We start from the raw sequence: 26,650 nt of genomic DNA on the forward strand, positions 1-26,650 counted from the left end.
AAGTCTCCGTTCACCGGCGGCAGTCGGGGGTTCCAGGGCGGGGGTCAGGGCGGGGGCCAGGGCGGGGGGTCAGTCGGACAGCCCGGCCAGGACCGACCGGAGCCGGGCCAGGGAGTCCCGTACGTGGGGCAGGGCGAGGGGGTCGGTCGCGGTGAGCGCCGCGAGCCGCTCCTCCGGGGTGGCGCCGAGCAGCGGTCCGGTCGACAGCCGGACCCGCGGGGCGACGGGCTCGTCCGCGAACCGCTGCCCGCCGGGCGTGGGCGCGCCGAGCCGTCCGCCCAGCCAGTCCTCCAGTTCCATCGCGTCGCCGACCCCTTGGCGGGCGAGACCCGGGCGCAGCGGCGTCAGATCGGCGTAGAGGTGGCGGCCGGCCTGCGGGGGCCGGGCCAGCGCCCCGGCGGCGAGCAGTTCCCGGTGCGCGGCCCGGGCCACCGCGCCGTGCAGGGCGGCGGCCGCGGCGGCACGGCCCGCGACGGCGGCGGGCTCGTCGAGGGCGTGCGCGGCCGCACCGGCGACGGGGCCCGCGACGAACCCGCCGGTGGCGGTGAGCACGTCCAGGGTCCGGGCCCGCAGCCAGGTGCCGCGCGGGGTGCCGGGGAACCGGATGACGGCGGCGGGCCAGCCCGCGGGCAGCAGGGCGCCGGAGAGGTCCATGAGCACCGCGGTGTCGTCCGGCAGCATCTCGGCGGGGCTGAGCACGACGAGCCTGTCGTGGGAGCCCTGTTGTCCGCCGGCGCCGTCCGCGTCGGCCGGCCCGCCGAGGCGTCCACCAGCCGGCCCGCCGAGGCGTCCGTGGGCCGGCCGGTGGACGGTGTCGCGCCAGGTCTCGTCGCTGACGACGAACAGCCCGGCGGACGCGGCGGCCTCGCAGGCCTCGAGGAGCAGCTCGGGCGGCGGGACGGTCGCGGTCGGGTCGTCGGCGACGGACAGCAGCAGCACCCGCGGGTCGCCGCCCTCGGCGCGGACCCGGCGCACGGTCTCCAGCAGGGCGTACGGGTCGGGTACGCCGCCGCACTCGGCCGGGGTGGGGACGTGGTAGGCCCGCCGTCCCAGCAGCCGGACCTGTGGCGTCCACCAGGCGGGACAGGGCCGGGGCAGCATGACGTCGCCCCCGTGCGCGCCGAGCAGCGCCAGCAGCAGGGCGGGCGCGCCGGGTCCGGCGGCCACGTGGTCGGGGTCGGTGGGGAGCCCGCGCCGCCCCCAGTGCCGGGCCGCGGCGGCGCGTACGGGCACTCCTCCGCCGGGCGGCTCGGGGGCCGAGCGCCAGGCGGCCGCCGCGAGGACGGCCGTGAGCTCGGGCAGCACGGGCAGGCCGGGCTGGGGTGCGGGCGGACCGTAGCGGACCTGGCCCCGGCCCTCGGCCGTCGTGCGCTGGATCCCCGACACCGCGCGCCACCTCTCCCTGCCGTCCCCGCGCTCCCGACCCTGCCTTTATACGGTTATTCGTCCGGGATCGCCCGTTGTGGAGGCCGGGTGCTGCGCACCGCCTCAGCCGCTCCTCCCCACCAGGGCGAGCAGCCGGGTCTGGGCGTTCGCCCCGGCCGGCACCTCCAGCGGAGCGTCGTACATGCCGCTCGCGGCCAGTCCGTCGGCGTAGGGCATGACCTCCTTGATGGAGAACTCGACGAGGCCGTCCGGCAGCCGGTCGTCGGCGCCGATGCCCCGCGCGAGGTCCCAGGTGTGGATCACGCAGTCGGCGGTCAGCTCCGAGCAGTACGCCGACCCGAGCGCGGGCCCGTACGAGAGCCGGACCGTGCGCTCCAGGGCCCCCGGGATCTCGAAGGCGGTGTGCGCGGCGGCCGAGGCCTCGTCCCAGGCGGCGGCCGGATCGGCGCCGAGGACGTCGCCGTTGAAGGTGCTGCCGATGTCCTCGACGGTGCGGCCGTCGGTGACCAGGGGCGGTATCCAGAGCTGTTCGGCGGTGACGTGGTTGACCAGGTCGCGCACGCTCCATTCGCTACAGGGCGTCGGCGCGTCCCACTGCGCGTCCGAGACCGCGTGGACGTACCGGCCGAAGAGCCGCAGCGCCTCGGCGTGCCGTTCGAGCAGCGGGTCCGGCATGGATCTCACCGTCCTTCGTTCCCCCGGATTCACTGTCCTCGCACCCGCCCCCGCCTGCCACCCGTTCACCCAACGCCCTTGACGCACAAGGATGGTGTCCACATGTCAATACGCATATCTCAGATGACGAACTGATCCCTTACGGTGAAACCAACGCCTCGACAGCACTTCGACGACGAAGGAGCCAGGTCCATGAACGCCACGGACGCCACGGACGCCATGAACGCCGCGAACGCCACGGAGACCGCGCACGAGACCGCGGTCTACACCCACGGACACCACGAGTCGGTACTGCGCTCGCACCGCTGGCGCACCGCCGAGAACTCCGCCGCCTACCTGATCGGCGCACTGCGCCCGGGGATGGCCGTCCTGGACGTGGGCTGCGGCCCGGGCACGATCACGGCGGACCTGGCGGAGCTGGTGGGGCCGCAGGGCCGGGTCACCGCGGTGGACGCGGCGCGGGACGTGGTCGACCAGGCCGCCGCGTACGCGAAGGAACGGGGCCTGACCGGAATCGAGTTCGCCACGGCCGACGTCCATGCGCTGGACTTCCCCGACGACTCCTTCGACGTGGTCCACGCCCACCAGGTGCTGCAGCACGTGGGCGATCCGGTCCAGGCGCTGCGCGAGATGCGCCGGGTGTGCCGGCCGGGCGGGATCGTCGCGGCGCGGGACGCGGACTACGCGGCGATGACCTGGTACCCCGCGACTCCGGGGCTGGAGGAGTGGCTGGACCTGTACCGACGGGTGGCGCGCGCCAACGGCGGCGAGCCGGACGCCGGACGCCGCCTGCGCGCGTGGGCGCGGGCGGCCGGCTTCACGGACGTGACCTGTACGGCGACCTCGTGGTGCTACGCGACCGAGGAGGAGGCCGCCTGGTGGTCCTCGCTGTGGGCGGACCGTACGACGGCCTCGGCCTACGCCGGCATCGCGACCGAAGGCGGACACGCGACGCAGGCGCAGCTGTCGGCCGCCGCCGAGGCCTGGCACACCTGGGGCGCGGAGCCGGACGCCTGGTTCTCGGTGCTGCACGGCGAGATCATCTGCCGCGCCTGACCCCGGCGGCCTGACGGGCGCTCCCGTCAGGCCGCCGGGCCTACGGGGAGCAGCTCGGGCCGCTTGGCCGTGCGGCCGTCCCCGGAGGAGCGTCCGCGCAGCCGCCGCCCGATCCAGGGCCCGGCGAAGCCCACGGCCCACCGCAGCTCCCCGGCGACGCCCCGCAGGCCTGCCGGAGCGAGGGGCGGCGGGCCGGGCAGCGGGCGGGTCCAGCCGTCGTCGCTGCCGGGCAGCCCCAGGGCGTGCGCGACACCGGCGGCGATCATCGCGTGGCCGGACGGCGCTGCGTGCAGCCGGTCCGCGCTCCACATCCGCGGGTCGGTGGAGGCCTCGTGGCGGGCGAAGTCCGCGACGGCCACCCCGTGCCGCTCCGCCGCCCGCCGTATCCGGTCGTTCAGCGCGGTGACGCGCGGGGCCGCCCCCTTGGCGAGCGGGACGAGCTTGGCGATGTCGGGGAAGGTGACGGTGGCGACGCGGGCACCCTGCGCGGTGAGCGCGGCGAACATCGCCTCCAGGTGCCCGGCGACCTCGTCGGCGTCGAACCGGGGCCGCAGCACGTCGTTGACCCCGGCGACCACGGTGGCCAGGTCGGGGCGGAGCGCGAGGGCCGGCCCGAGCTGCCCCTCGCGGACCCCTGCCGCCAGGCGGCCCCGGACGGCCAGGTTGGCGTAGAGGACATCGGGCTCGTGCGCCGCGATCAGCTCGGCGAGCCGGTCGGCGCAGCCGCGCAGCCCGGTGCGGTCGTCCCCGTCGCCCACGCCCTCGCTCTGGCTGTCGCCGAGAGCCACGTACCGGGTCGGCCGTCGCTGTTCACTGCTCTCCACGGGATGCCCGCCTCTCGCTCAGAATGATCGTGGTGCGCTCGTACCAGGCCCGGTTGGCCCGCTCGAACTCCAGGCCGCGCAGGCAGGTGAGGTAGGGGCCGATCCGTGTGCCGTGGCGCAGGAACTCCTCCTCCGTGCGCTCGCCGCGCATCGAACCCAGCAGCTTCTCGAACAGCTCTGCCTTGGCCGTCGCGAAGGCGGTCCGCTCCGCGAGCTGCGCGATGAGCGCCTCCGTGTCGACGTGCTCGGCCGCCTGGACCTTCACGAGCAGGTCGTCGCGGATGACGCAGGGCTTGGTCTCGGCGGCGGTGAAGCGCTCCAGCTCGGCCAGTCCGGCGTCGGTGACCTGGAACAGCCGCTTGTTCGGCCGGGTGTCCTGGACCACCTCGCGGCCCGCGATGAAGCCTTCCCGCTCCAGCCTGGCCAGCTCGGTGTAGAGCTGCTGGGGCAGGGCGTGCCAGAAGTTGGCCACGCCCGTGCCGAACGCCTTGGCCAGCTGGTAGCCGCTCAGCTCCTCGTCGAGCAGCGCCGCCAGTACGGCGTGGCGCAAAGCCATCGGTCGGTCTCCTCGGGATCGTGCGCGGCAACGTCTTCTCAGGGACGCCGGGCCATGATAGTCAAGAAACTGACTAATCACATCGGTGACTATCAAGGAGTCCTCATGAGCAGCGCCACCAGCACGGCCGACCGTTTCCGCGCCGCCGTCGCCGGCCATGACCTCGCCGCGCTGGACGCGCTGTTCACCGACGACGTCCGGCTCAACAGCCCGGTGAAGTCGAAGCCGTTCGAGGGCAAGCCGGCGGTACTGGCCCTCTTCCGCGTGCTCCTGCGCACGTTCGAGGGCTTCCACTACGTCGGCCACTTCGACGGCAGCGTCCAGTCCGCCGGCGTCCCGTTCGGGGCGGAGGGAACGGAGGGACCGGCGACCGTGCTGCCGTTCCGGACCACCGTGGGCGAGCGGCAGGTGCACGGCATCGACATGCTGCACCTCACGCCCGAGGGCCTGATCGACGAGATCACCGTGATGCTCCGCCCCCAGACGGCCGTCGTGGCGGTCGGCGAGGCGGTCCTGGCCGGCCTGCTCACCGACGGCGTGGTGACCGGCTGACCCGGCTGACCGGTCGGCCCGGCCGACCCGGCTGATCGGACCTCGGGCGCCAGGCCAGTAGACTCGGTGCCCGTGGCGGATACCCAGTACGAAGACCTGTTGAAGCTGGTGCTCACCTCCGGGACGGCCAAGGCCGACCGGACGGGCACCGGCACCCGGAGTGTCTTCGGGCACCAACTGCGTTACGACCTCTCGCAGGGGTTCCCCCTGGTCACCACCAAGAAGGTGCACCTCAAGTCGATCGTGTACGAGCTGCTGTGGTTCCTGCGCGGCGAGTCCAACGTCGGCTGGCTGCGGGAGCACGGCGTGACGATCTGGGACGAGTGGGCCGACGAGAACGGCGACCTCGGCCCGGTCTACGGCGCCCAGTGGCGCTCCTGGCCCACCCCGGACGGGCAGCACATCGACCAGATCACCGAGGTCCTGGACACGCTGCGCCGCGACCCGGACTCCCGCCGGATGATCGTCTCCGCCTGGAACGTCTCCGAGCTGTCCAAGATGGCGCTCGCGCCGTGCCACGCCTTCTTCCAGTTCTACGTGGCCGACGGCAAGCTCTCCTGCCAGCTGTACCAGCGCAGCGCGGACCTGTTCCTCGGCGTGCCGTTCAACATCGCCAGCTACGCCCTGCTCACCCACATGGTGGCCCAGCAGGCCGGACTGGAGCCGGGCGACTTCATCTGGACCGGCGGCGACTGCCACATCTACGACAACCACGTCGAGCAGGTCACCGAACAGATCTCGCGGACCCCGTTCGAGTTCCCCGAGCTGAAGCTGCACCAGGCCGACTCGCTCTTCGACTACACCTACGGCGACGTGAAGGTGGCCGGCTACCAGCACCACCCGGCCATCAAGGCTCCGGTCGCGGTATGAACCTCGACACCAAGGGCGGCACGGACGTCGGTACGGACACCGGCATGAGCGTCGGGCTGATCTGGGCGCAGAGCTCCGACGGCGTCATCGGCGCGGACAACGGGATTCCCTGGCGGCTGCCCGAGGACATGGCCCACTTCAAGGCCACCACCCTCGGGCATCCGGTGGTGATGGGCCGCAAGACCTGGGATTCGCTGCCGGCGCGGTTCCGTCCGCTGTCGGGACGGCGCAACATCGTGGTGACGCGTGATCCCGCATGGGCCGCGGAGGGCGCGGAGCGCGCCGGGTCCATCGACGCGGCCCTGGAGCTGGCCGCCGCCGCGCAGCCCGACGCGGCAGCCCCCGCCGCCGCGTGCTGGGTGATCGGCGGCGGGGAGGTCTACCGTGCCGCGCTGGCCCACGCCGTCATGCTCTCGGTGACCGAGGTGGACACGCAGGTGGTCGGCGACACCCACGCCCCGGAGCTGGACCCGGCGTGGACCGTCGCCGAGGACGGCGGCTGGCAGTCCTCGGTGACCGGCCTGCGCTACCGCATCCGCACCTACGCCCGCTAGGCCGTCTCTTCCGGATCTTGCCGTCCGGTGTCGCGGCGGCAATCCCCTTGATCAACGCTTGCGTTGAAGTGCACTCCAGCGCCTAGCGTCGGCCGCACGACCTGCGTGAAGGGGGAAGAACGTGCAGTACACACTGTTCGGAAAGACCGGTCTGCGCGTGAGCGAGCTGAGCCTCGGCGCGATGACCATGGGCGACGACCTCAGCTGGGGCGCCGACCAGGAGAGCAACGCCCGGATCGTCGACGCGTACGCGGACGCGGGCGGCAACTTCATCGACACGGCGAACATCTACGGCGACGGCAGTTCGGAGCGGATCCTCGGCAAGCTGCTCGACGGGCGGCGCGACGAGTTCGTACTGGCCACCAAGTACACCTGCGGGACCCGTGACGGCGACGTCAATGCGGCGGGCAACCACCGCAAGAACCTGGTGCGTTCGGTGGAGGCCAGCATGGAGCGGCTGCGCACCGACCACCTCGACATCCTCTGGGTGCACGCACGCGACAACTTCACCCCGGTCGAGGAAGTGATGCGCGCGCTGGACGACCTCGTACGCACCGGCAAGGTGCTGTACGTGGGCGTCTCGGACTGGCCCGCCTGGGAGATCGCTCAGGCGAACACCCTCGCCGAGCTCCGCGGGTGGTCTGCGTTCGCCGGTTCGCAGCTGCGCTACAACCTGCTGGAGCGGACCCCGGAACGTGAACTCCTGCCCCAGGCCAGGGCGTTCGACCTCGCCGTGCTGGCCTGGGCACCGCTCGCCGCCGGCAAGCTCACCGGCAAGTACCGCCGGGGCGAGGGAGGACGGCTGGACTCCTGGGGCGTCAAGGCCTCCCCGGAGGAGGAAGAGATCATCAGCGTGGTCCTGGAGATCGCCGAGCAGGGCGGTTGGACCCCCGCCCAAGTGGCGCTGGCCTGGCTGCTGGGCCGCCCCGGAAACGTCGTTCCGATCATCGCGGCGACGAAGGAGAGCCAGCTCGTCGACAACCTCGGCTGCCTCGACGTCCGCCTCGACGCCGATGCGATCGCGCGCCTCGACGAGGTGAGCGCCGTACCGCTCGGCTTCCCGCACGACTTCGTCCGGGAACCGTCCGTGGTCAAGACCATCTACGGCGACCGCTGGCACGCGATCGAGGACCGGCGCAGCACCTATCGCCGTACGGCCACCGACGTGCGCTAGGTGTATTGCCCAGTGAGGTTGGGGACGCGGCTGGCGGGTGGTTTGCCTGCGAGCGCGGTGTGTCCGCGGTGGTGATTGTAGGTGTGCAGCCACTTGGGGAAGGCATCGCGTCGCTCCTGTTCTGACTGGTAGGGGCGGGCGTAGGCCCACTCTTCCAGCAGGGTGCGGTTGAGGCGTTCGACCTTGCCGTTCGTCTGGGGTCGGTAGGGCCGGGTTCGCTTGTGGGTGATCCCGGCCGCTGCCAGCAGGTCCCGCCAGGCATGGGACTTGTAGCAGGAGCCGTTGTCGGTCAGGACCCGCTCGACGGTGATCCCGGCCTGGGCGAAGAAGGCCTGGGCCCGGGTCCAGAAGGCGGTGGCGGTCTCCTTCTTCTCGTTGGTCAGGATCTCGCTGTAGGCGAGGCGGGAGTGGTCGTCGACGGCGGTGTGGATGTAGCTGTAGCCCAGGCGGGGCCGCTTCTTGCGGCCGGCCTGGCGGCCGAGGGCTTTGTGGCCGCCGCCGTCGGGGATGTTGCCGAGCTTCTTGATGTCCACGTGGACCAGTTCGCCGGGCTTCTCGCGTTCGTAGCGTCGTATGACGCGGCCCGTCGCGCGGTCGAGGTGGGTCAGGCGGGCCAGCTGGTAGCGGGTCAGAACGCGGTGCACGGTCGACGGCGCCAGGCCGAGCAGGTGCGCTATGCGGGCCGGCCCCCACCGGCGGGCGAGGCGGACCTTGATGATCCGCCGTTCGGTGCGGGTGGGCGTCCGCTTCGGGCTGTGGTGCGGGCGGGAGGACCGGTCGCTCATGCCCGCCTCGCCGTTCGCACGGTAGCGATCGGCCCACCGCTGGGCAGTTGTGGGTGAGACCTGGAAGCGGTCGGCGGCCCGGCGCAGCGGCCAGCCGTCCTCGACCACGCAGCGGGCCAGCCGCAGGCGTCCGGTCTCGGTCAGGGGTGCATTACGGTGGGGCATGAGGGCCTTCTGCTGGTTGGTGTAGACGTCGCAATCCACACCGAACCCGGAAGGCCCTCACCCGTTCAAGAACCCTCAGCCGAGACCTGCATCACCCGTCCACAACCTCCCTGGACAGAACAGCTAGGCCGTTTCCTTCGGATCACCTCGCCGACCAGATGAAGATGATCCGAAGGAAACGGCCTAGCTGTATTGATCACGAGCGTTGTTAACAGGGCCGGGTCTTGATCATGGTGAAGACCTCCGGTGTGGTGGAGGTGTCTAGGCTCCACACCACACACGGAGGTCTTCGTGTCACACCGTAATGCCCGCCTGACCGTTCACGGCAGGCGGATCCTGGTCGAACGTGTCCTGGCCGGGCGGCCGGTGGCGCATGTCGCTGCCGAGATGGGCATATCAAGGCCCACGGCCCACAAGTGGGTCCGCCGCTGGCGGACTGAAGGCCATGCGGGACTCCACGACCGTTCCAGCCGCCCGCGCACGACCCCGCACCGCACTCGCCCCGCGGTCGAAGCCCGAGTCTGTGAACTGCGCAGGAGCCGAAAGCTCGGGCCGGCCCGGATCGGCCCGATCCTGGGCCTGCCCGCCTCGACCGTGCACCGGATTTTGACCCGTCACGGCTTGGGCCGCCTGGCCTGGCTGGACCGGCCCACCGGAGAGCCGATCCGCCGCTACGAACGCGCTCGACCGGGCGAACTCGTCCACGTCGACATCAAGAAACTCGGCAACATCCCCGACGGCGGCGGATGGCGCGTGGTGGGCCGAGCCGCAGGCGACCGTAACCGCCAGGCCACTACCGACCAGCGCAGAAGCAGCACGCCGGTGATCGGCTACTCCTACATCCACTCCGCCGTCGACGATCACTCCCGCCTCGCCTACAGCGAAGTCCTGGCCAACGAGCGCAAGGAGACCGCCACCGGGTTCTGGCAGCGGGCCAACGCCTTCTTCGCCGCCCACGGCATCACCGTCGAGCGCGTCCTGACCGACAACGGCGCCTGCTACAAATCCAAGCTCTTCACCCGTACGCTCACCGCGGCCGGTATCGCCCACAAAAGAACCCGGCCCTACCGGCCGCAGACCAACGGCAAGGTCGAACGCTTCAACCGGACGCTCGCCGAGGAGTGGGCCTACCAACGGCCCTACGCCTCGAACCATGAGCGGACCGAAGCCCTGACAGACTTCCTGCACACCTACAACCACCACCGCTGCCACACCGCACTGGGCGGACACCCGCCCATCAGCCGTGTGAACAACGCTGCGGGTCAATACACCTAGTGATCTGGTTTGGAGATCCTGTCGCAGTAGCGGCAGATTCGGTCGAGGATCTGGTCGGCGGTCTTGGTCCACTTGAAGGGCCTGGCCTCGTCGTTCCAGACCTCGATCCAGCCCTCGAGTGCGGTCTTGAGGTCGTCGAGTGAGCAGAACACGCCGCGTTCGAGGCAGCGTCGTTCCAGTTCGGCGAACCACCGCTCGACCTGGTTGATCCACGACGAATACGTCGGCGTGAAGTGCAGCTGGAACCGGGGATGCGCCAGCAGCCACTGGTGCACCACCGGTGCCTTGTGGGCGGAAAGGTTGTCGCAGATGACGTGGACCGCCAGGCACGGATCGGTCTGGCGGTCGATCTCGTCGAGGAAATCACGGAAGTCCACGGCCCGGTGCCGCGCGGACAGTTTCGTGATCACCTTGCCGGTGGCGGTGTTCAGGGCGGCGAACAGGTCGACGGTGCCGTGGCGGACGTAGTCGAAGGTCCGCCGTTCGGGGACTCCGGGTACCATCGGCAGCACCGGCGCGGTCCGCTCCAGGGCCTGGATCTGGGGTTTCTCGTCCACCGCGAACACCGCCGCGTTGGCCGGCGGGGCGAGGTAGAGGCCGACGACATCACGGATCTTGTCGATCAGCAGAGGGTCCGGGGAGATCTTGAAGGTCTCGGTCCGCCACGGCTGCAAGCCGAAGGCGTGCCAGATCCGCAGCACACTCGCGGGCGAGATCCCCACGACCTTGGCGAGCTCCCGCTTCGACCAGTGCGTCCCGCCCGCGGGTGTCTGCTCGAGGGTGCGGACCACCACCTCTTCCACCTGGGCGTCGGTGATGGTCCGCGGCACCCCGGGCCGCGGCTCGTCGGACAGGCCGTCCAGTCGGTCCCGCAGGAACCGCGTCCGCCATCTGGCCACCGTTTTGCGCTCTGTGTTCAGCCGTGCGGCCACCACGGTGTTGTTCCACCCTCGCGCGCACGCCAGCACGATCTGCGCGCGCTGGGCCAGGCCCTGCGCCGTCGAACGCCGCCTGGCCCAGCTCTCCAACGTCAGCCGCTCGTCCTCCGACAGCACCACGGGTGGCAGCCTGGTATCGCCCATGCCGTCAGGACACCGGACCAAAACCGGCCCTGTCAGGCAAAACCCAGGATCTGAAACAGAACACGACTCATGGGGCGAGCCCACAACTCAAAACCAGATCACTAGCGGCCGCCGCCCGAGCCGAGAGAGACGGTCTAGTCGGTGGCGACCGCGCGCAGGATGTCCAGGCGCGCCGCGCGCCGGGCCGGGCGCCAGCCCGCGAGGACGCCCGCCGCCACGCCGACCAGGGCCACCAGGGTGAGCTGCAGCGGCGGGACGGCGAACGCGAACGCGCTGTCGCTCGCCCCGTCCGAGGCCTTCACCAGGACCCATCCGAGGACGCCGCCCAGCGCCAGACCGCCGGCCGTGCCGAACGCGGCGACCAGGACCGACTCCCAGCGGACCATGGCCCGCAGCTGGCCCCGGGTCTGGCCGACGGCCCGGAGCAGCCCCAGTTCGCGGGTGCGCTCGTGGACGGCGAGGGTCAGCGTGTTGGCGATGCCCAGCAGGGCGATCAGCACGGCGAGGGCGAGCAGCGCGTAGACGAGCGTGAGCATCATGTCGATGCCGCCCGCCGAGGACTGCGCGTACGCGTCGCGCGTCTGCACCTCGGGGCCGCCGTACAGCGCGGCCGTCCTCTCGACCGCCGCCGCGCCGGCCTCGGCCGACACCCCGTCCTTGAAGGTGACGCTGACCAGCGAGTCCGTGTCCTGCGCCCGGTGCGGCGCCCAGGCCGCCCGCGTGATGACGTAGTCGCCGGCCAGCTCGGACCGCTCGTACACCGCCCGGATCGTGAAGGGCTGCTTCTGCCCGTCGGCGAAGGCGAGTTCGGCCGTGCTGCCGGGCAGCCATCCGTGCCGCGCGGCCTCCTTCGCGGACACCGCGATGCCGTCCGTTCCCAGCGCGTCGAGCCCTCCCGACACCGCGCCCAGGTCGAGGCCGGCCGCCAGCGCGACGGGGTCGGTGACGGTCAGCGCCCGCCCCGAGCCGTCGACCTCCGCGACCCCCTTGCCCAGGCCCACCGCGCCGGCCACCTCGGGCAGCGCCGCGACGGCCGGTGCCAGCTTCGGGCTGAGTCCGCTGCCGCCCGCGCCGAAGGACGGGGCGCTGATCGCCACGTCACCGGCGAAGGAACGCGACACCGTCCGGTCCATGGTCGCCTTCAGGGACGCCCCGAAGACGGTGAACAGGGAGACGACGGCGACGCCGATCATCAGCGCGGTCGCCGTGGACGCCGTCCGCCGGGGACTGCGCCGTGCGTTGCGCGCCGCGAGGGCGCCGGTCACCCCGCGCAGCCGCTCCAGCGGCCGGGCCAGCATCCGGACGGCGGAGGAGGACGCCACCGGACCCAGTACGACGAACGAGGCGGTCGCCAGCACCGCACCGGCCCCGGACAGCCACAGCGACGGTACGGCGAACACCCCGGTCAGGAGCAGGCCGATGGCGGCCACGCCCAGCGCCAGGCCGGTGACCGTACGGGACCGGGAGGCCTCCGAGTGGTCCACGGCGCTGTCGAGCAGCGCGGCCAGCGGCGCCGTACGTCCGGCCCGTACGGCGGGCAGCACGGCCGAGCCGAGGCAGACCAGCACCCCTGCGACGAGGGGAAGTGCCATCGACGGGACGCCGATCACCAGGTCCCCTTCGGGGAAGGGGAATCCGATGGCCGGAAAGAGGGCCTGGAGCCCTGCGGCGAAGCCCACTCCGACGAGCAGCCCGGCGGCCGACGCGGCGAACGCGACGACGGCGGCCTCGGCCAGCGTGCCGCCGACGACCTGGCGGCGGGAGGCGCCGAGCGCCCGGAGCAGGGCGTTCTCGCGGGTGCGCTGGGCGACGACGATCGCGAAGGTGTTGTGGATGCTGAAGGTGGCGACGAGCAGGGCGATCCCCGAGAAGACGAGCAGCATGGCGGTGAAGAGGTCCAGGAACCGGCCGGAGATCATGTCGGTGTTCTCCTGGGCGGACTCCTGTCCGGTGATCGCCTCGACGCCCTGCGGCAGCACCGCGGCGAGCGCCTCCACCAGCTCGCTCTGGCTGGTTCCCGGACCGGCCCGCACCTGGATGGACGCCGCCTGACCGGGCGCCGGCATCAGGTACTTCTCCGCGTCCGCCTGGGTCATCCCCGTGTACGTGACCTGCGCCATGCCGTCCGCGCCGCCGAAGGTGGCCAGGCCGACGACCGTCACGGGAACCGGGTCGGGGGTCCGCAGCACCGTCGTGTCGCCGAGCCTCAGTCCGCCCTTGGCCGCGGTGGCCCGGTTGACGACGACCTCACCGGTCCGCTCCGGCGCCCGGCCCTCCGCGAGCCGGTACGGGTTGAGTTCCGGGTCCGCGATCCAGTTCCCGGCGAGCGTGGGCGGACCCTGGCCGCCGATCGGTTCGCCGTCGGAGCCGACGAGCTGCCCCGCGCCCTGGACGGCGGGGGCGGCGGCGGCCACCCCCGGGGTGCGCCGGATCTCCTCCACGAGTGCGGTCGGTACGGGCTGCCGGGTGCCCTGGGCCTCGCCCGCGACGGTCACCACACGGGAACTGCGGACCACCGCGTCGGTACCGCTCGTCGCGCCGGCGAACATGCTGTCGAAGCTCGCGCGGAGGGTGTCGCCCATGACGAGCGTCGCGGCGAGGAAGGCGACGCCGAGCAGCACGGCCGTGAAGGTCCCGGCGAACCGCCGCTTGTGCGCGCGCAGCGAGGCCGCGGCGATCCGCAGCACGGCGCGGGCACCGTGCGTACTCATGACGCCTCCCCCGGGGCGGCCACCGTCGTCGGGCGGGTGTCGAAGGACTTGAGCCGGTCCAGGACGCGGTCCGCGGTGGGACCCGCCATCCGGTCGACCAAGCGCCCGTCGGCGAGGAAGACGACCTCGTCGGCGTGGGCGGCGGCCACCGGGTCGTGGGTGACCATGACGACCGTACGGTTCATGTCGCGAACCGCCCGGCCCAGCAGCCCGAGCACCTCCTCCCCCGAGCGGGAGTCGAGGTTGCCGGTGGGCTCGTCGGCGAAGACGACGTCGGGGCTGCCGGCGAGGGCACGGGCCACTGCGACGCGCTGCTGCTGGCCGCCGGAGAGCTCGGCGGGCCGGTGGTGCAGCCGGTCGCGCAGTCCGACGACGTCGATGAGGCCGTCGAGCCAGGCAGCGTCCGCGCGGGTGCCCGCGAGGTCCTGCGGGAGGGTGATGTTCTCGGCGACGGTGAGGGTCGGAATCAGGTTGAAGGCCTGGAAGACGAAGCCGACGCGTTCGCGGCGCAGCAGGGTGAGCCTGCGGTCGTCGAGTGCGCCGAGATGCGTACCGCCGATGGAGGCGGATCCGGAGGTGAGGGTGTCGAGGCCGGCGGCGCAGTGCATCAGGGTGGACTTGCCGGAACCGGACGGTCCCATGATCGCGGTGAAGCGGCCGGCCGGGAAGTCGACGCTCACCCCGTCCAGGGCCCGTACCTCGGTGTCGCCCCGGCCGTAGACCTTCACGGCATCGACGACCCGTGCGGCGACGCCGTCGTCGTCGCCGGGCAGGGTGGTGGTCCTCATGCCGCACCGCCCTGGGAGATGCGGCCGAACTGCTCGTCCAGGACGGACAGCCGCCGCCAGTACTCGTCCTCGTCGATCTCGCCGGAGGCGAAGCGCCGCCCGAGGACGGCGATCGGGGAGTGCTCGCCGTACGCGGCGCCGCGGACCTGCCACGGTGCCCGGCGGCCGCGCCACACGGTGCGGCGCAGCACGGTGACGGCGCCGACCACGACGGCCGCCCAGATCAGCGGGAAGAACAGGATCCACGGGCCGGGCCCGTCGTACGCGAGGGTGGTGAGGGTGTTCATCTCGGTTCAGCTCCTCGGAAGTGTGGACGTGTGCGTCACACTCCGAGACTGGCTCCGGGAGGGGGTCCGGGTCGTCGTACGGCCGGCTGCACCGCGCGTACCACCTGGGGAGTACGAGGCCGGGCGGGAGGAGGGGGAGAGAGCAGAGGGCGGGGGTCAGCCGAGCCAGCCGGGCCGGACCAGCCCGGACTCGTAGGCCAGGACGACCAGTTGGGCACGGTCGCGGGCGCCGAGCTTCACCATCGTCCGGCTGACGTGGGTCTTCGCGGTGAGCGGGCTGACGACCAGGCGGCGGGCGATCTCCTCGTTGGACAGGCCGAGGCCCACCAGCGCCATCACCTCGCGCTCGCGCTCGGTGAGCCGGTCCAGGCCCAGACCCGCGTCGTCGGCGGCAGGCTGCTTGGAGCGGGCCGCGAACTCCTCGATCAGGCGGCGCGTGACGCCCGGGGAGAGCAGCGCGTCGCCGTCCACCACCGCCCGGACCGCCCGGAGCAGTTCCTCCGGTTCGGTGTCCTTGACCAGGAAGCCCGAGGCTCCGGCCCGGAGCGCCTCGAAGACGTACTCGTCGAGCTCGAAGGTGGTGAGCATGACCACCCTGACGTCGGCCAGCGCCGCGTCCTCGGTGATCCGGCGGGTGGCGGCGAGCCCGTCGCACACCGGCATCCGGATGTCCATGAGGACGACGTCCGGGCGCAGCTCGCGCACCAGGCGGACGGCCTCGTCGCCGTCGGCGGCCTCGCCCACCGCCTCGATGTCCGGCTGCGCGTCGAGCAGGGCCCGGAACCCCGCCCGGACGAGGAGCTGGTCGTCGGCGAGCAGCACACGGATCACGGATCCTCCTGGGACGGAACGGCCTTCGGTGCGGGCTCCGGATCGGGCTCCGGATCGGCCTTCAGCGGGAGCCGGGCGATCACGCGGAAGCCTCCGTCGGGGCGCGGGCCGGCCTCGATGGTGCCGCCGAGGGCCGCGGCCCGCTCGCGCATGCCCACGAGGCCGTTGCCGCTGCCGCCCGCCGGACCGCCCGTGGCCGGCCCGTCGTCGTCCACCCGCAGTTCCAGGACGCGGGGCTGCCAGGAGAGGCAGACGCGGGCGGTGCGCGAACCGGAATGCCGCACCACGTTGGTCAGCGCCTCCTGCAGGATGCGGAAAGCGGCGAGGTCCGTCCCGGGAGCCAGCGCCCGCGCGTCCCCGCCCGTCGTGATGTCGACGCTCAGCCCGGCCGCGGCGGCCTGCTCGGCGAGCTCGGGGAGCCGGTCGAGACCGGGGGCGGGCGCGCGCTGTGCGTCGCCGGGAGTGCGCAGGGTGTCGAGGACCTGGCGGACCTCGCCCAGTGCCTCCTTGCTGGCCGCCTTGATGGTGGTCAGCGCCGAACGGGCCTGCTCGGGATCGGAGTCGAGCAGGGCCAGCCCCACGCCCGCCTGGACGTTGATCACCGAGATGCTGTGGGCGAGGACGTCGTGCAGTTCGCGGGCGATGCGCAGCCGCTCCTCGTTCACCCGGCGCTTCTCCGCCGCCGACCGCTCGGCACGGGCGAGGGCCCACTGCTCCCGGCGTATGCGGACGAGCTCGGAGACGGCGAGGATGGCGAGCACCCACGCGGTGATGCCCAGTTCCTGCGCCCAGGGCGCCGGACCGTCCCCGGCGGGTGGGAGCAGGCGGTAGAGCCAGTGGCCGATGGCCAGGTGGCCGGCCCAGAGCAGCCCGACGGCCCCCCAGGCGGCTCTGCGGTGTCCGGCGACGACGGCGGCGAAGCAGGCCAGGGCCAGGCTGATGAACACCGGTCCGTACGGGAACCCGGCGCCGACGTACACCAGGGTGACGGCGCTGACCCCGTACGCCACGGCCACCGGGTACCGGTGCCGCCACACGAGCAGCAGCGGCCCGAGCAGCAGCAGGAGCCGCGCGAACCCGTCCAGCGCCACCCGCCCGCTCTGCTGGTGCGCGGCCCATCCCGAGCCGACCTGCGCGAAGACGGCCACGAGCAGCGAGGAGCGCCAGGCCGGGCCCCGCCCGGCCCGCTCCACCCATCGCTGCCACGGAGGAACCCCCGGGCGCTCGCGCTGCTCTTCCATACCACCCACGCTAGGCCGTGCCCGGCCTGGCAGGCGTCACTCCGGCGTAGCGTTTCCGGCGTACTCCCCAGGTAGTACACGGTGTACGCCGCAGCAACCGGTGGCTTCTGCGGCCGCTGTGCCTAGTCCCCCGGCGGGCGCATCCGGAAGTTGTACGCGGCCGGCAGCGGGCGGTCCGTGAGGGTGGACCAGACCTCCGAGAGGATCTCCTCGCCCTCGCGGAGGTCGGGCAGTTCGAAGCCCTCCTCGAAGACCCGGCGGGCCGCGCCCACATGGCCTTCCGCCGCGAGCAGCCGGGCCGCCGACAGCCGGAAGCGGCCCTCCTCCCGCAGGGCGGGGCGCAGCCGGTCCCACACCGCGCGGGCCTCCGCCAGCAGCCCCGCCGCCAGCAGGGAGGCCAGCGCTTCCCTGCCCAGCGCCGATTCGGCGGCCAGCCAGCTCGCGCCGCCCCGGCTCTCCTGGGCCAGGTCCTCGAAGGCCTCGGCGTACCAGCGGGCCGCCCGGGCCGGGTCGCCGGCCAGGTCGTCGGCGACCGCCAGGCAGCGCAGCAGCGGCCACCGCGAGGGGGCCAGCGCCAGCCCGCGCTCCCAACTGCGTACCGCCTGGGCGATGTCCCCGGCGTGCCACTGGGCGACCCCGAGGTGGTACTCGGTCAGCGGGTCCGCCTGGGCCGTCTCCAGCATGTCCCGCCAGTGCGGGGCGACCAGGCTCGGGCCGGGCGGGGTCACCCGGCGCGGGGCGGGGAAGACCCCGCTGCGCCACAGCTCCAGCCAGGGGGCCTGGTCCTCGCCGAGGGTGTCCTCGGCGAAGGGGGTGCCGGGCAGTTTGTGGCCCCCGCACAGCACCTCGAGAGCGCCCCAGCCGGAGCCTGCCGCCAGCCGCTCCCCCGGTTCGGTGTCGGCGCACCCGCGCCACGCCTCGTACGCCGCGTCCACGGCCGGACCGGGCAGTGCGGACTCCAGCGCCGTGCCCGCCGCGGCGCGGGCCGCCGCCCAGTCGTCCCCGTGCACGGCGGCGGGGTCCGCGGACAGGGCCCCGTAGGCCTCCAGCCAGCTGAACTCCGCGCCCGCCTCCAGACGTACGTGCTCCAGCTGGGTCCGGGCGAGCCCGGCCTGGATCTCCGCGTACCCGCCCGTGCCGGGCTCGGTCAGCCACTCCTGCCAGCGCCGGCCGCCCTCGCCCGCGCCCCAGACGAAGAGCTTGCGGCCGCGCAGCCGGGCCGTCGAGGTCTGGACTAGTCCCCGCCCGTCGGAGTCGAGGGAGGCGATCCAGGGCCGGGTCCCGGCCTCGACCTCGTAGAAGAAGTCGGCGGGGTACGTGCTGCGCAGCGGGTACGTACGGTCCGCGCCCTCCCATCCGGGGACGGGGATGCGGCGCAGGGAGCGTTCGTACCCGAAGTGCCAGGCCTCGTCGGCCGGGGCCAGGACACGGGTGCCGGCGTCCTCGGGGACGGCGATGTTGGACCACCAGTAGACGGGGGCGGGCCGCTCGTGCGGGTTGCGCACGCGGACGCCGACGTAGAGGAACTCCGAGTCCTCTGGCAGCCACAGGTCCACTTGGAAGGGCAGGTCGCGCAGCCGCTCCCATTCCCAGAGCCGCACCATCACTCCCCCGTCGGGCGCCGGGACGAGTGCGGCGTGCAGCGGGGCGCAGGAGAGGGTGGTGTGGCCGGTGGCGCCGAGGTTCCACTCGATGCCGCCGGAGAACCAGGCGCCGTTCAGGGCGAAGTTCGCTGGCTGGAACACCGGGTTGCGGTAGAGAAGTTCGCGTCCGGTGGGGAGGTGGACGAGCGAATGGATCCGGCCGCCGAGGCCGGGCAGGACGGTGACGCGCAGGTGCGCGTTCTCGATGACGATCGTCTCGAAGTCCTGTGCGGTGCGCTGCCGTTGGTAGCCGTCCCGGATCCGTACGGGGAGCAGCGAGCGCAGTGGCTCGTACCCGACCTGACGTGCCATGTCGCGCGGCAGGCCCTCACGCGAGCGCTCGTCCAGCGTGTGCACGCCGCCGGACTCGCGGAGGGCGGGCAGTGGGTTCTCGGGGCCCAACGGGGCTGCGGGGAGGGTCAGTACGGAGCGGCGGACGGTGGTGGCCATGAGGGAAATGGAACACGCCACGGCGGCCCCTGCACAGGGATTCGGCGGATCACCACCGGTCAGGATTACGCAAAGCCTTTCGTCGCGTGGGCCAGCGATCGACAATGAGGTCCATGAGCGCACGGAGCAGACGGGGACAGTTGTTCGGCGGGGACGCGACGGAGAGCCGGATCACCGCGCATGTGAACGCCGGCGAACGGGACATGCTCACAGGGATGTTGGCGGCGCAGCGCGCGACGCTGGAGCTCAAGTGCTCTGGCCTGGGCGCGGAGTTGGCCGAGCGGTCGGTGGAGCCGTCCACGCTGTCGCTGCTCGGGCTGGTACGTCACCTCGCGGACGTGGAGCGCCGTTGGTTCCGGCGGGTGCTGGCCGCGCAGGACGCCCCGGCCCTGTTCTCCTCGCCGGACGATCCCGACGGTGACTTCGACGGGGCGGTGTCCGATCCCGCGGTGGTCGAGCGTGCGTGGGAGGCGTGGCGGGCGGAGGTGGCCTTCGCCGAGCGGTTCACGGAGTCGGCGCCCGACCTGGAGGTGTCCGGGAAGGACGGGTGGCTGGGCGAGGTCCCGCTGCGCTGGGTCCTGGTCCACATGATCGAGGAGTACGCGCGGCACAACGGCCACGCGGACCTGCTGCGCGAGCGGATCGACGGCGCGATCGGGGTCTGACGGCGCCGGGCCGACCAGACGGCAGGCCGGGCCTACGACAGGCCAGGCCGCCGACAGGCCAGGCCGCCGGCAGGCCGGGCCTCGGACAGGCCTGGCCTACGGCAAGCCGGGCGTGCGGGCCCGGCCGCCGGCAGGCCGGACCCGGCCGGCCTACGCGAATGCCCCCGCCACCAGGTCCGCGAGCAGGGCTCCGGCCCGCCCCTCCGGGTCCAGGTCCGGGTCGTAGATGGTGACGTTGAGCCCGACGCAGCGCGGGGAGCTGATCAACACCCCGAGCAGTTCGGCAAGTTCGTCGGGGATCAGGCCGCCGGGGTCCGGGCTGTCCACGGCCGGCATCACGGACGGGTCCAGTACGTCGGCGTCCAGGTGGACCCAGAACCCGGCGGTGGCCGGGGGCTGCAGCCCCGTCAGCGCGGTACGGGCCACCGGCCCGGCGCCGCGGTCGCGGATCGCCCCGACCGTGGCGGCGAAGATCCCGGCGGCGCGCAGCTCGGGGAGGTCCGGGTCCCCGTCGCGCAGCCCGAAGAGCCGGATGTCCTCGTCGCGGACGTAGGGCCCGAGGCCCTCCAGGTCGGCGAGGTCCGCCTGGCCGCGGCCGGTGGCGAGCGCCAGTTCCTCACCGCCGGCCGCGCCGACGGGCCCGTTCACGGCCTCGTTGCCGGGGTGGCGGAAGTCGGCGGAGCCGTCGATCGCGGCGATGCCGTACCGCCCGAGGCGCCGCATGGCCAGGGAGGCGCCGAGCTGGATGGAGCAGTCGCCGCCGAGCACGACGGGGAACTCCCCGGAGCGCAGGTGGTCCTCGATCCGGTCGGCGAGGGCGACGGTGTACGCGGCGAGGGGCCCGGCGTGGAACACCCCGTCCCCCTCCTTCCAGTCGCCCCGGTCGTAGCGCGGCGGGACTACCACCCCGCCCTCACGCGCGCCGAGACGGGCCAGCAGGCCCTGTTCCCGCAGGGCCCCGGCCAGTTTGTACACGCCGGGAACGGAGCCCGGGGCCGGGGGGCGGAGCCCGAGGTTGGACGGTGCGTCGAGGAGCACGAGGGTTCGCATGCACTCATCCTGTGCGATGCGGGACCCCGGGACATGGCATTTCGGCCGTGATCGCCCATCGTTCGTGGTCCCGCCAGGCGCCCTTGACGTGGAGGAAGTCCGGCGACAGCCCCTCCAGCCGGAAGCCGAGCCCTCGGACGAGGGCGATCGAGGCGGCGTTTCCCGGCTGGATGTTGGCCTCCAGCCGGTGCAGTGCGAGACCGTCCGCGGCGAAGGCGTGGCCGACGGCCAGGCCGAGCCCCTCCCGCATGAGCCCCCGGCCCGCCGCGTGGGCGAAGGCCCCGTAGCCGAGCGCGCCGCAGCGGAAGGCGCCGAGGACGATGTTGTTGACGTTGACGAAGCCGGCGATCGCGCCCGACTCCCGCTCGCACACGAGGAATCCGGTCCTGCCCGTCGCCGCGCCCCCGGCCGCGCCCCCGGCCGCACCGGCGATCAGCGGGGCGGCGTACGCCTCGTAGGCCTCCACGCTCTCGGGCGGCGACAGCCACGGGTGGTGGAGCTCCCGGCTCTCGCGCACCCGGGCGGTGAACTCGGCGCCGTCAGTGGGCCGGTAGGGCCGCAGCCCGGTCCGGCCGCCCTCGGCGAGGTACGGAGAATACGACATCGCCCCAGGCTAGGGCCTGTGGCAGGATCCCGATGTGATCATCACCCCGAACACCGAACAGCTCCTCCTCGCGGCCGCGTACAACAACGCCGCGTGGTGCGCCGCGGTCTGCCGCGACGGCGGATTCACCGCACAGGCCTGGAGCAGCCCCCGCCCGACCCCGCTCTACTACCCGGACGCCGTGACCCTCACCCGGGACACCGACACGGCCGCCCTGCTCGCCGGGATCGACACCGTCGCGCCGCACGCCTCGGTCAAGGACAGCTTCGCCGTGCTCGACCTGGCTCCGGAGGGCTTCGAGGTCCTCTTCGGCGCCGAGTGGATCCACCGCCCGGCGTCCGCTCCCGCCGCCCCGGCCCCCGCCCTGGCGTGGAGCCCGATCTCCGGCCCCGCGGAGCTGGAGGCGTGGGAGACGGCCTGGGCCGGCGAGGAGAGCACCGGCCTGTTCCACCCGGGACTGCTCACGGGGGATGCCCGGGATGCACAGGGCACAGAGGGCATGGAGGGCACGGAGGGCGCAGGGGTTGCGGAGGAGGCCGGGGAGATCGCCTTCCTCGCGGGGCGGGACGCCGAGGGCCGCATCCTCGCCGGAGCCGCCGCCAACCGCACCGGCGAGGTGGTCGGCATCTCCAACGTGTTCACCACCGACGGCACCCCGGACGACGAGGCCTGGGCGGGCGCGCTGGCCCTGACGGCCTCGCTCTGGCCCGGCCTGGAGCTCGTGGGCTACGAGTCGGGGGACGACCTCGACACGGCGCTGCGCCACGGCTTCACGGCCATCGGCCCGCTGCGGGTCTGGGTCCACTCGGGCTGACCGGCGGAGCGTACGAGCCTGCGGGGCCCGCTACCTGCGCCGCCGGGCGAAGTAGGCCCCGCACAGTCCGCCCAGCACGGCAGCGATCAGCAGGGCGACGTACAGCGGCATCGTCACCTGCGGGATCAGCAGCCGGATCTTGGTGGGGCGGGTGTTCTCGAAGATGAACACGAGGGTGAGCACCGCGAGCACCGCGATGCCCGCGCGCCCCGGGGTGATCTGCGCGCGGCCCTTGCCGCGGCCCTTGGACGTGTGGGAGCTCATGGTCCCATCGTCCGGCCGCGGCGTCCCGGGGGCTCAGTCGGACAGGGCCAGACGGGGGATGTCCGCCCGCTCGAACCCGAACACCTGCGCGTACAGCGACAGCTCCGCCTCCAGCGCCCGGACCATCGTGTCCGCACGCCGGAAGCCGTGCCCCTCGCCCTCGAAGGCCACGTACGCGTGGGGCACCGAGCGCCCGCGCATCGCGGCCAGCAGCCGCTCCGCCTGCGCGGGCGGGCAGACCGGGTCGTCCAGCCCCTGGAGCAGGACGAACGGCGCGGTGATCCGGTCGGCGCGGGCCACCGGGGAGCGTTCGCGGCTGCGCAGGGCCAGGGTCTGCGGCGGTCCGGCGAGGCCGTCGATGTAGCGGGACTCCAGGTCGTGGGTCTCGGCGGCGAAGCCGGTCAGGTCCAGGACCGGGTAGATGATCGCCGCGCAGGCGTACAGGTCGGTGGACGCCAGCGAGGCCGCGGCCGTCCAGCCGCCCGCGCTGCCGCCCCGGATCGCGAGCCGGTCCGGATCGGCGGTGCCCTCGGCGGCGAGGGCCCGCGCCACGGCGGCGCAGTCCTCGACGTCGACGACGCCCCACTGTTCGCGCAGCCGTTCCCGGTAGGCGCGGCCGTAGCCCGTGGAGCCCCCGTAGTTGACCTCGACGACGCCGATGCCGCGCGAGGTGAAGTAGGCGATGTGCAGGTCGAGTACGGGCGGCACGTGGTCGGTGGGGCCGCCGTGCGCCCACACCACGTACGGGGGCAGCTCGTCTGCCCGGGCGCGCAGCACGGGATGGTGCGGCGGGTAGACGTGGGCATGGATCTCCCGGCCGCCCCGGCCGAAGAAGGTCCTGCTCTGCGGCTCCGGGTAGTACGCGGGGTCCGCCCGGTCGTCCGGCGCCGGTCCCGGTCCCGGTCCCGGTCCGCCGGCCCCAACGGCCCCGCTCACCGCGCCCGTCGCGTCCGCCCTGCCCGTCGCGTCCGTCCAGCCAACCGGTTCCGTCCCGTCCGCCCCCGGGGAGCCGTGGCCGCCCACCACCCGGGCGTGCCCGGTGGCCGTGTCCAGCTCCACCACCTCGTACGCGCTGCGCGGGCTGGCCGCGACCCCGTAGACCCGGCTGCCGCTGACGGCGAGCGTGGGCTGCCAGGCCGTCCACGGCCCGGCCGCGTCGACCAGGTCCCCGCTCTCCGGGTCGAGCACGCCGAGCACCGAGGAGCCCCGGCCGTGCAGGACGGCGACGAGCCCGTCGGGGAGCGCCGCGATCCAGCGCAGCCCGGGCTTCCACAGCGGGCCGCCGAACTCCTCTTCCCTGGGGCAGAGGTTGACGGCCTCGCCCGTCTCCCGGTCCACCCGGTACGGGTTCCACCAGCCGCCCCGGTCGCTCACCGCGAGGAGGCTTCCGCCGGTGGTCCACTCGACCTGGGCGACGGCCTCCTCGGGTCCGCCGAGCACGGTACGGGGCTCCGCGAGGCGGCCGTCCGGGGTGATCTCGGCGAGCCTGAGCTCGGTGCCGTCCCACGGCATCCGGGGGTGGTCCCACACCAGCCAGGCCGCCTGCCGCCCGTCCGGGGAGAGCCGGGGCCCGGTGCTGAACCGGTACCGGTCGTCGGTCAACTCCCGTACGAGCGAGCGGTCTTCCGCGGCCGACCCGTCCAGCGGTACGGCGGCCAGGACGCGGCGCACATCGGTCGGCGCGGTTCCGGTGAACTCCTCCAGCACGCACCAGACTTCGCCGCCCCGCAGCACCGGGTCGGCCCAGCGCAGCCCGCCGCCGACCGCCGAGACGGGGGTCAGGGGCCGCGGGGCCGGGCTGCCGGGCGCGTCGGGCTCGTACGCGTACAGCCGCTGGTCGGCGAAGTGGACGAAGACCACCAGCGGGCCGCCCAGGGGCCGTTCGGTGCCCGCCCAGGGCCGGCCGCCGTACTCGGTGAGCCGGCTGCGCACGTTCCACGGCGCGGGCAGCGCGCAGACCGCGGGCCCGCCGTCCGCGGGCCGGCGGACCAGGGCGCGACGGCCGCCTTCGGCCGGCCGGGGCACCGTCCACCACACCTCGGCCCCGATCGCGCCGACGTACTCCGGCCTCCCGTCGAGGGAGGCGGCGAGCGCGGCGCCGATCGGCGAGGGCCAGCTGCCGTAGGCGGCGGTGCCGTCGCCTCGCGAGGCCATCACAGGGCGCGCAGGGCTCGGTCGAGGACGCGGACCCCGAAGTGCAGGGCGTCGACGGGCACCCGCTCGTCCACTCCGTGGAAGAGGGACCAGTAGTCGAAGCCGGGCGGCAGCTTGAGCGGGGAGAAGCCGTAGCCGGTGATGCCGAGCCGGGAGAACTGCTTGGCGTCGGTGCCGCCCGCCATGCAGAAGGGCACCACGTGTCCCTCGGGGTCGAAGGCCTCGACGGACTCGCGGAGGATCCCGTACGTCCGCCCGTCCACGGGGGCTTCGAGGGCCACTTCCCGGTGGTGGAACTCCCAGTGCACGTCGGGGCCGGTGAGTTCGTCGAGGGTGGCGATGAACTCGGCCTCGCCGCCGGGCAGCATCCGCCCGTCCACGTAGGCGGTGGCGGTGCCCGGGATGACGTTGAGTTTGTAACCGGCGCTGAGCATGGTCGGGTTGGCGCTGTTGCGGACGGTCGCCTCGACGAGGGCGCCGGCCGGACCGAGCTTGTTGAGGATCTGGTCGAGCTGGAACTCGGGGGCCCTCGGGTTCACCGACATCCCCTGCAGGGCGGCGAGTTCGGTGATGCAGGCGGTGACGGTGTCGGTGAGGCGGACCGGCCAGTCGTGCTCGCCGATGCGGGCGACCGCGGCGGCGAGCCGGCTGACCGCGTTGGCCCGGTTGGGCTTGGAGCCGTGTCCGGCGGTGCCGGTCGCGGTGAGCTTCAGCCATGCGGTGCCGCGTTCGCCGGCGGCGATCGGGTAGAGGGCCTGTCCGGGGGCGGCGTGCACGGTGAAGGCCCCGGATTCGCTGATGCCCTCGGTACAGCCTTCGAAGAGCTCGGGGTGGTGGTCGGCGAGGAAGCCCGAGCCGTCGATCGCGCTGTCCTCCTCGTCGGCGGTGTAGGCGATCACGATGTCCCGCCGGGGTCTGACTCCGGCCCGCGCCCAAGCCCGTACGACGGCCAGCACCATCGCGTCCATGTTCTTCATGTCGACGGCGCCGCGGCCCCAGACCACCCCGTCGCGGACCTCGCCCGAGAAGGGGTCCACGCTCCAGTCGGCGGCCTCGGCCGGGACCACGTCGAGGTGGCCGTGGACCAGGAGGGCGGGGGCGGTGGGATCGGTGCCCGCGATCCGGGCCACCACGTTGGTGCGGCCCGGGGTGCGCTCCAGCAGCGCGGGCTCCAGGCCGATGGCCGCCAGCCGCTCGGCGACGTACTCGGCGGCCGGGCGTTCCCGGCAGTCGCCGCCGCCGCGGTTCGTGGTGTCGATGCGGATCAGGCCGGAGGTGAACTCGACGGCCTCGTCGAGCGCCACCCGGTCGACGGGCGTACCGGTGACACCGAAGCTGGTGCCCGGCTCGAACATGTCAGCCATACTGCTCCTCCACCGCTGCCGAGACGATCGTGGTGACCGCCTTGAAGGTCCGGATCCCCTCGTACATCGTCCCGCTGGTGTACCCGACCCTACGCTCACCCGATCGCTCGACTCCGGGCACCACCGTGGCGGCCATCGCCAGGTGCTCGGCGTCGAACTCGACCTCCACCGCGAACGGCCCGCCCCGTACCGGTTCGTACCGGACGGCGAGGGCGGCGGCCTCCTGCGCGGCGGCCCGGATGTCGGCGGCCGTACGGGCCGGGGTGCGGCAGACGGCGGCGTAGCGCGAGACGTGGTCCTTGACGGCGACCGTCACCGCGTCCGGGGCGTAGCCGGCGGCGTCGACGCAGGTCAGGTCGTCTCCGGTGACCAGGACGACCGGGACCCCGTACTCGGCGACCACGTGTGCGTTGAGCAGTCCCTCGCTGGCGCGGGTCCCGTTGACCCAGACCCCGGTGATGGAGTTGGCGAGGTAGGTGTGGGCGAGCACGCCCTCGGCGCCGGCGCCCGTGTGGTAGCCGACGAAGGCGATGCCGTCGACGTCCCCGTGCTGGACGCCCTCGACCATGGAGAGGGACTTGTGGCGGCCGGTCAGCATCTCGACGCGGGCGTCGAGCCGCTCCAGCAGCAGGTTGCGCATGGTCCAGTGGGCCTCGTTGACGAGGACCTGATCCGCCCCGGCGTCGTAGAACCCGAGGACGGCGGCGTTCACGTCGGAGGTGAACAGGGTCCGGCAGCGTTCCCACTGCGGGGTCCCGGGCAGCACGTCGGCGGGCCAGGTGACGCCGGTGGCGCCTTCCATGTCGGCGGAGATGAGGATCTTCATCGGG

The 26,650-nt window shown here is 73.2% G+C and carries 26 protein-coding genes; 8 read left to right on the forward strand and 18 right to left on the reverse strand.

Features of this window, described 5'->3' with window-relative positions; translation table 11 throughout:
- Positions 1-69: 69 nt before the first annotated feature.
- A complete protein-coding gene (locus tag OG898_RS34655; RefSeq protein ID WP_266962734.1) occupies positions 70-1,377 on the reverse strand; it encodes an aminotransferase class I/II-fold pyridoxal phosphate-dependent enzyme in 1,308 nt (435 codons plus the stop codon).
- Positions 1,378-1,488: 111 nt separating this feature from the next.
- Complete coding sequence (locus OG898_RS34660) at positions 1,489-2,061, reverse strand: TIGR03086 family metal-binding protein (RefSeq protein WP_266962735.1); 573 nt, start codon at positions 2,059-2,061, stop codon at positions 1,489-1,491.
- Positions 2,062-2,253: 192 nt separating this feature from the next.
- Between OG898_RS34660 and OG898_RS34665 the strand changes: the two genes are divergently transcribed.
- Complete coding sequence (locus OG898_RS34665; protein WP_266962521.1) at positions 2,254-3,117, forward strand: class I SAM-dependent methyltransferase; 864 nt, start codon at positions 2,254-2,256, stop codon at positions 3,115-3,117.
- 26 nt (positions 3,118-3,143) lie between these two features.
- On the opposite strand, the gene OG898_RS34670 is transcribed toward OG898_RS34665, so the two are convergent.
- Positions 3,144-3,941 (reverse strand): SGNH/GDSL hydrolase family protein, encoded by a 798-nt coding sequence (locus OG898_RS34670; RefSeq protein ID WP_266962523.1) that lies wholly within the window; start codon positions 3,939-3,941, stop codon positions 3,144-3,146.
- Positions 3,928-4,497: a PadR family transcriptional regulator gene (locus OG898_RS34675; RefSeq protein ID WP_266962525.1), complete on the reverse strand. Its 570-nt coding sequence runs from the start codon at positions 4,495-4,497 to the stop codon at positions 3,928-3,930. The genes OG898_RS34670 and OG898_RS34675 overlap by 14 nt, the downstream gene beginning before the upstream one ends.
- Before the next feature lie 105 nt (positions 4,498-4,602).
- Between OG898_RS34675 and OG898_RS34680 the strand changes: the two genes are divergently transcribed.
- The 4 genes from OG898_RS34680 (at position 4,603) to OG898_RS34695 (ending at position 7,647) form a co-directional block, all read left to right on the forward strand.
- Positions 4,603-5,049 (forward strand): nuclear transport factor 2 family protein, encoded by a 447-nt coding sequence (locus OG898_RS34680; RefSeq protein ID WP_266962527.1) that lies wholly within the window; start codon positions 4,603-4,605, stop codon positions 5,047-5,049.
- A gap of 72 nt (positions 5,050-5,121) precedes the next feature.
- The gene (locus OG898_RS34685; protein WP_266962529.1) at positions 5,122-5,919 is read left to right on the forward strand and encodes a thymidylate synthase; all 798 of its coding nucleotides are present in this window, start codon (positions 5,122-5,124) and stop codon (positions 5,917-5,919) included.
- A gap of 44 nt (positions 5,920-5,963) precedes the next feature.
- Positions 5,964-6,473: a dihydrofolate reductase gene (locus OG898_RS34690; RefSeq protein ID WP_266962737.1), complete on the forward strand. Its 510-nt coding sequence runs from the start codon at positions 5,964-5,966 to the stop codon at positions 6,471-6,473.
- A 121-nt stretch (positions 6,474-6,594) separates the two neighbouring features.
- Positions 6,595-7,647 carry an aldo/keto reductase gene (locus tag OG898_RS34695; protein ID WP_266962531.1) on the forward strand — a complete coding sequence of 351 codons (1,053 nt, stop codon included), beginning with the start codon at positions 6,595-6,597 and terminating at the stop codon, positions 7,645-7,647.
- On the opposite strand, the gene OG898_RS34700 is transcribed toward OG898_RS34695, so the two are convergent.
- Positions 7,644-8,597 carry an IS481 family transposase gene (locus tag OG898_RS34700; protein WP_266959640.1) on the reverse strand — a complete coding sequence of 318 codons (954 nt, stop codon included), beginning with the start codon at positions 8,595-8,597 and terminating at the stop codon, positions 7,644-7,646. The two genes, OG898_RS34695 and OG898_RS34700, sit on opposite strands and share 4 nt — an antisense overlap.
- Positions 8,598-8,888: 291 nt before the next feature.
- Between OG898_RS34700 and OG898_RS34705 the strand changes: the two genes are divergently transcribed.
- The gene (locus OG898_RS34705) at positions 8,889-9,872 is read left to right on the forward strand and encodes an IS481 family transposase (protein WP_266959169.1); all 984 of its coding nucleotides are present in this window, start codon (positions 8,889-8,891) and stop codon (positions 9,870-9,872) included.
- Here the strand turns inward: OG898_RS34705 and OG898_RS34710 are convergent.
- The 7 genes from OG898_RS34710 to OG898_RS34740 all read right to left on the reverse strand — a co-directional run bounded on the left by OG898_RS34710 (position 9,869) and on the right by OG898_RS34740 (position 18,905).
- Positions 9,869-10,954: an IS630 family transposase gene (locus OG898_RS34710; protein ID WP_266962533.1), complete on the reverse strand. Its 1,086-nt coding sequence runs from the start codon at positions 10,952-10,954 to the stop codon at positions 9,869-9,871. The genes OG898_RS34705 and OG898_RS34710 overlap by 4 nt on opposite strands.
- Before the next feature lie 134 nt (positions 10,955-11,088).
- Complete coding sequence (locus OG898_RS34715) at positions 11,089-13,665, reverse strand: ABC transporter permease (protein ID WP_266962535.1); 2,577 nt, start codon at positions 13,663-13,665, stop codon at positions 11,089-11,091.
- On the reverse strand, positions 13,662-14,453 hold the full coding sequence (locus OG898_RS34720; RefSeq protein WP_266962537.1) for an ABC transporter ATP-binding protein: 792 nt from the start codon (positions 14,451-14,453) through the stop codon (positions 13,662-13,664). The genes OG898_RS34715 and OG898_RS34720 overlap by 4 nt, the downstream gene beginning before the upstream one ends.
- Positions 14,450-14,740 carry an SHOCT domain-containing protein gene (locus tag OG898_RS34725; protein ID WP_250753862.1) on the reverse strand — a complete coding sequence of 97 codons (291 nt, stop codon included), beginning with the start codon at positions 14,738-14,740 and terminating at the stop codon, positions 14,450-14,452. Before OG898_RS34725 ends, OG898_RS34720 begins: the two co-directional genes overlap by 4 nt.
- 156 nt (positions 14,741-14,896) lie before the next feature.
- The gene (locus tag OG898_RS34730) at positions 14,897-15,571 is read right to left on the reverse strand and encodes a response regulator transcription factor (protein WP_266962541.1); all 675 of its coding nucleotides are present in this window, start codon (positions 15,569-15,571) and stop codon (positions 14,897-14,899) included.
- On the reverse strand, positions 15,568-16,812 hold the full coding sequence (locus OG898_RS34735; RefSeq protein WP_266962543.1) for a sensor histidine kinase: 1,245 nt from the start codon (positions 16,810-16,812) through the stop codon (positions 15,568-15,570). The genes OG898_RS34730 and OG898_RS34735 overlap by 4 nt, the downstream gene beginning before the upstream one ends.
- Before the next feature lie 122 nt (positions 16,813-16,934).
- The gene (locus OG898_RS34740; RefSeq protein WP_266962545.1) at positions 16,935-18,905 is read right to left on the reverse strand and encodes a DUF5107 domain-containing protein; all 1,971 of its coding nucleotides are present in this window, start codon (positions 18,903-18,905) and stop codon (positions 16,935-16,937) included.
- Positions 18,906-19,108: 203 nt separating this feature from the next.
- Here OG898_RS34740 and OG898_RS34745 point away from each other — a divergent pair, with 203 nt between their 5' ends.
- Entirely contained in the window at positions 19,109-19,570 is a 462-nt protein-coding gene (locus tag OG898_RS34745; RefSeq protein WP_250753923.1) for a DinB family protein, read from the forward strand.
- Positions 19,571-19,720: 150 nt separating this feature from the next.
- Here the strand turns inward: OG898_RS34745 and OG898_RS34750 are convergent, their stop codons facing one another.
- Together OG898_RS34750 and OG898_RS34755 are read right to left on the reverse strand one after the other, a co-directional pair.
- Positions 19,721-20,620, reverse strand: a complete 900-nt coding sequence (locus OG898_RS34750; protein ID WP_250753875.1) for an arginase family protein — start codon at positions 20,618-20,620, stop codon at positions 19,721-19,723.
- Between the two features lie 4 nt (positions 20,621-20,624).
- Positions 20,625-21,224, reverse strand: a complete 600-nt coding sequence (locus tag OG898_RS34755) for a GNAT family N-acetyltransferase (protein ID WP_250753879.1) — start codon at positions 21,222-21,224, stop codon at positions 20,625-20,627.
- A 34-nt stretch (positions 21,225-21,258) separates the two neighbouring features.
- Here OG898_RS34755 and OG898_RS34760 point away from each other — a divergent pair, with 34 nt between their 5' ends.
- The gene (locus OG898_RS34760) at positions 21,259-22,038 is read left to right on the forward strand and encodes a hypothetical protein (protein WP_266962549.1); all 780 of its coding nucleotides are present in this window, start codon (positions 21,259-21,261) and stop codon (positions 22,036-22,038) included.
- 30 nt (positions 22,039-22,068) lie between these two features.
- On the opposite strand, the gene OG898_RS34765 is transcribed toward OG898_RS34760, so the two are convergent.
- The 4 genes from OG898_RS34765 to OG898_RS34780 are packed head-to-tail and all read right to left on the reverse strand — an operon-like array spanning position 22,069 to position 26,646.
- Positions 22,069-22,302, reverse strand: a complete 234-nt coding sequence (locus tag OG898_RS34765) for a LapA family protein (protein ID WP_266962551.1) — start codon at positions 22,300-22,302, stop codon at positions 22,069-22,071.
- Between the two features lie 33 nt (positions 22,303-22,335).
- On the reverse strand, positions 22,336-24,456 hold the full coding sequence (locus OG898_RS34770) for a prolyl oligopeptidase family serine peptidase (RefSeq protein WP_266962553.1): 2,121 nt from the start codon (positions 24,454-24,456) through the stop codon (positions 22,336-22,338).
- Positions 24,456-25,820 carry a M20/M25/M40 family metallo-hydrolase gene (locus tag OG898_RS34775; RefSeq protein ID WP_266962555.1) on the reverse strand — a complete coding sequence of 455 codons (1,365 nt, stop codon included), beginning with the start codon at positions 25,818-25,820 and terminating at the stop codon, positions 24,456-24,458. Before OG898_RS34775 ends, OG898_RS34770 begins: the two co-directional genes overlap by 1 nt.
- Entirely contained in the window at positions 25,813-26,646 is an 834-nt protein-coding gene (locus OG898_RS34780) for a M55 family metallopeptidase (protein WP_250753891.1), read from the reverse strand. Before OG898_RS34780 ends, OG898_RS34775 begins: the two co-directional genes overlap by 8 nt.
- Between the last annotated feature and the right edge of the window lie 4 nt (positions 26,647-26,650).

The sequence above is a fragment of the Streptomyces sp. NBC_00193 genome, assembly GCF_026342735.1.
Classification (GTDB): domain Bacteria; phylum Actinomycetota; class Actinomycetes; order Streptomycetales; family Streptomycetaceae; genus Streptomyces; species Streptomyces stoeckheimensis.

Excerpts from the sequence above, each read along its gene's own strand:
- OG898_RS34710 (WP_266962533.1), bottom strand. The coding sequence starts at position 10,954 with ATGGGCGATACCAGGCTGCCACCCGTGGTGCTGTCGGAGGACGAGCGG.
- OG898_RS34725 (WP_250753862.1), bottom strand. The coding sequence starts at position 14,740 with ATGAACACCCTCACCACCCTCGCGTACGACGGGCCCGGCCCGTGGATC.
- OG898_RS34780 (WP_250753891.1), bottom strand. The coding sequence starts at position 26,646 with ATGAAGATCCTCATCTCCGCCGACATGGAAGGCGCCACCGGCGTCACC.
- OG898_RS34770 (WP_266962553.1), bottom strand. The coding sequence starts at position 24,456 with ATGGCCTCGCGAGGCGACGGCACCGCCGCCTACGGCAGCTGGCCCTCG.
- OG898_RS34715 (WP_266962535.1), bottom strand. The coding sequence starts at position 13,665 with ATGAGTACGCACGGTGCCCGCGCCGTGCTGCGGATCGCCGCGGCCTCG.
- OG898_RS34665 (WP_266962521.1), top strand. The coding sequence starts at position 2,254 with ATGAACGCCACGGACGCCACGGACGCCATGAACGCCGCGAACGCCACG.
- OG898_RS34775 (WP_266962555.1), bottom strand. The coding sequence starts at position 25,820 with ATGGCTGACATGTTCGAGCCGGGCACCAGCTTCGGTGTCACCGGTACG.
- OG898_RS34750 (WP_250753875.1), bottom strand. The coding sequence starts at position 20,620 with ATGCGAACCCTCGTGCTCCTCGACGCACCGTCCAACCTCGGGCTCCGC.
- OG898_RS34680 (WP_266962527.1), top strand. The coding sequence starts at position 4,603 with ATGAGCAGCGCCACCAGCACGGCCGACCGTTTCCGCGCCGCCGTCGCC.
- OG898_RS34740 (WP_266962545.1), bottom strand. The coding sequence starts at position 18,905 with ATGGCCACCACCGTCCGCCGCTCCGTACTGACCCTCCCCGCAGCCCCG.
- OG898_RS34690 (WP_266962737.1), top strand. The coding sequence starts at position 5,964 with ATGAGCGTCGGGCTGATCTGGGCGCAGAGCTCCGACGGCGTCATCGGC.
- OG898_RS34675 (WP_266962525.1), bottom strand. The coding sequence starts at position 4,497 with ATGGCTTTGCGCCACGCCGTACTGGCGGCGCTGCTCGACGAGGAGCTG.
- OG898_RS34765 (WP_266962551.1), bottom strand. The coding sequence starts at position 22,302 with ATGAGCTCCCACACGTCCAAGGGCCGCGGCAAGGGCCGCGCGCAGATC.
- OG898_RS34660 (WP_266962735.1), bottom strand. The coding sequence starts at position 2,061 with ATGCCGGACCCGCTGCTCGAACGGCACGCCGAGGCGCTGCGGCTCTTC.
- OG898_RS34720 (WP_266962537.1), bottom strand. The coding sequence starts at position 14,453 with ATGAGGACCACCACCCTGCCCGGCGACGACGACGGCGTCGCCGCACGG.
- OG898_RS34700 (WP_266959640.1), bottom strand. The coding sequence starts at position 8,597 with ATGCCCCACCGTAATGCACCCCTGACCGAGACCGGACGCCTGCGGCTG.
- OG898_RS34745 (WP_250753923.1), top strand. The coding sequence starts at position 19,109 with ATGCTCACAGGGATGTTGGCGGCGCAGCGCGCGACGCTGGAGCTCAAG.
- OG898_RS34755 (WP_250753879.1), bottom strand. The coding sequence starts at position 21,224 with ATGTCGTATTCTCCGTACCTCGCCGAGGGCGGCCGGACCGGGCTGCGG.
- OG898_RS34735 (WP_266962543.1), bottom strand. The coding sequence starts at position 16,812 with ATGGAAGAGCAGCGCGAGCGCCCGGGGGTTCCTCCGTGGCAGCGATGG.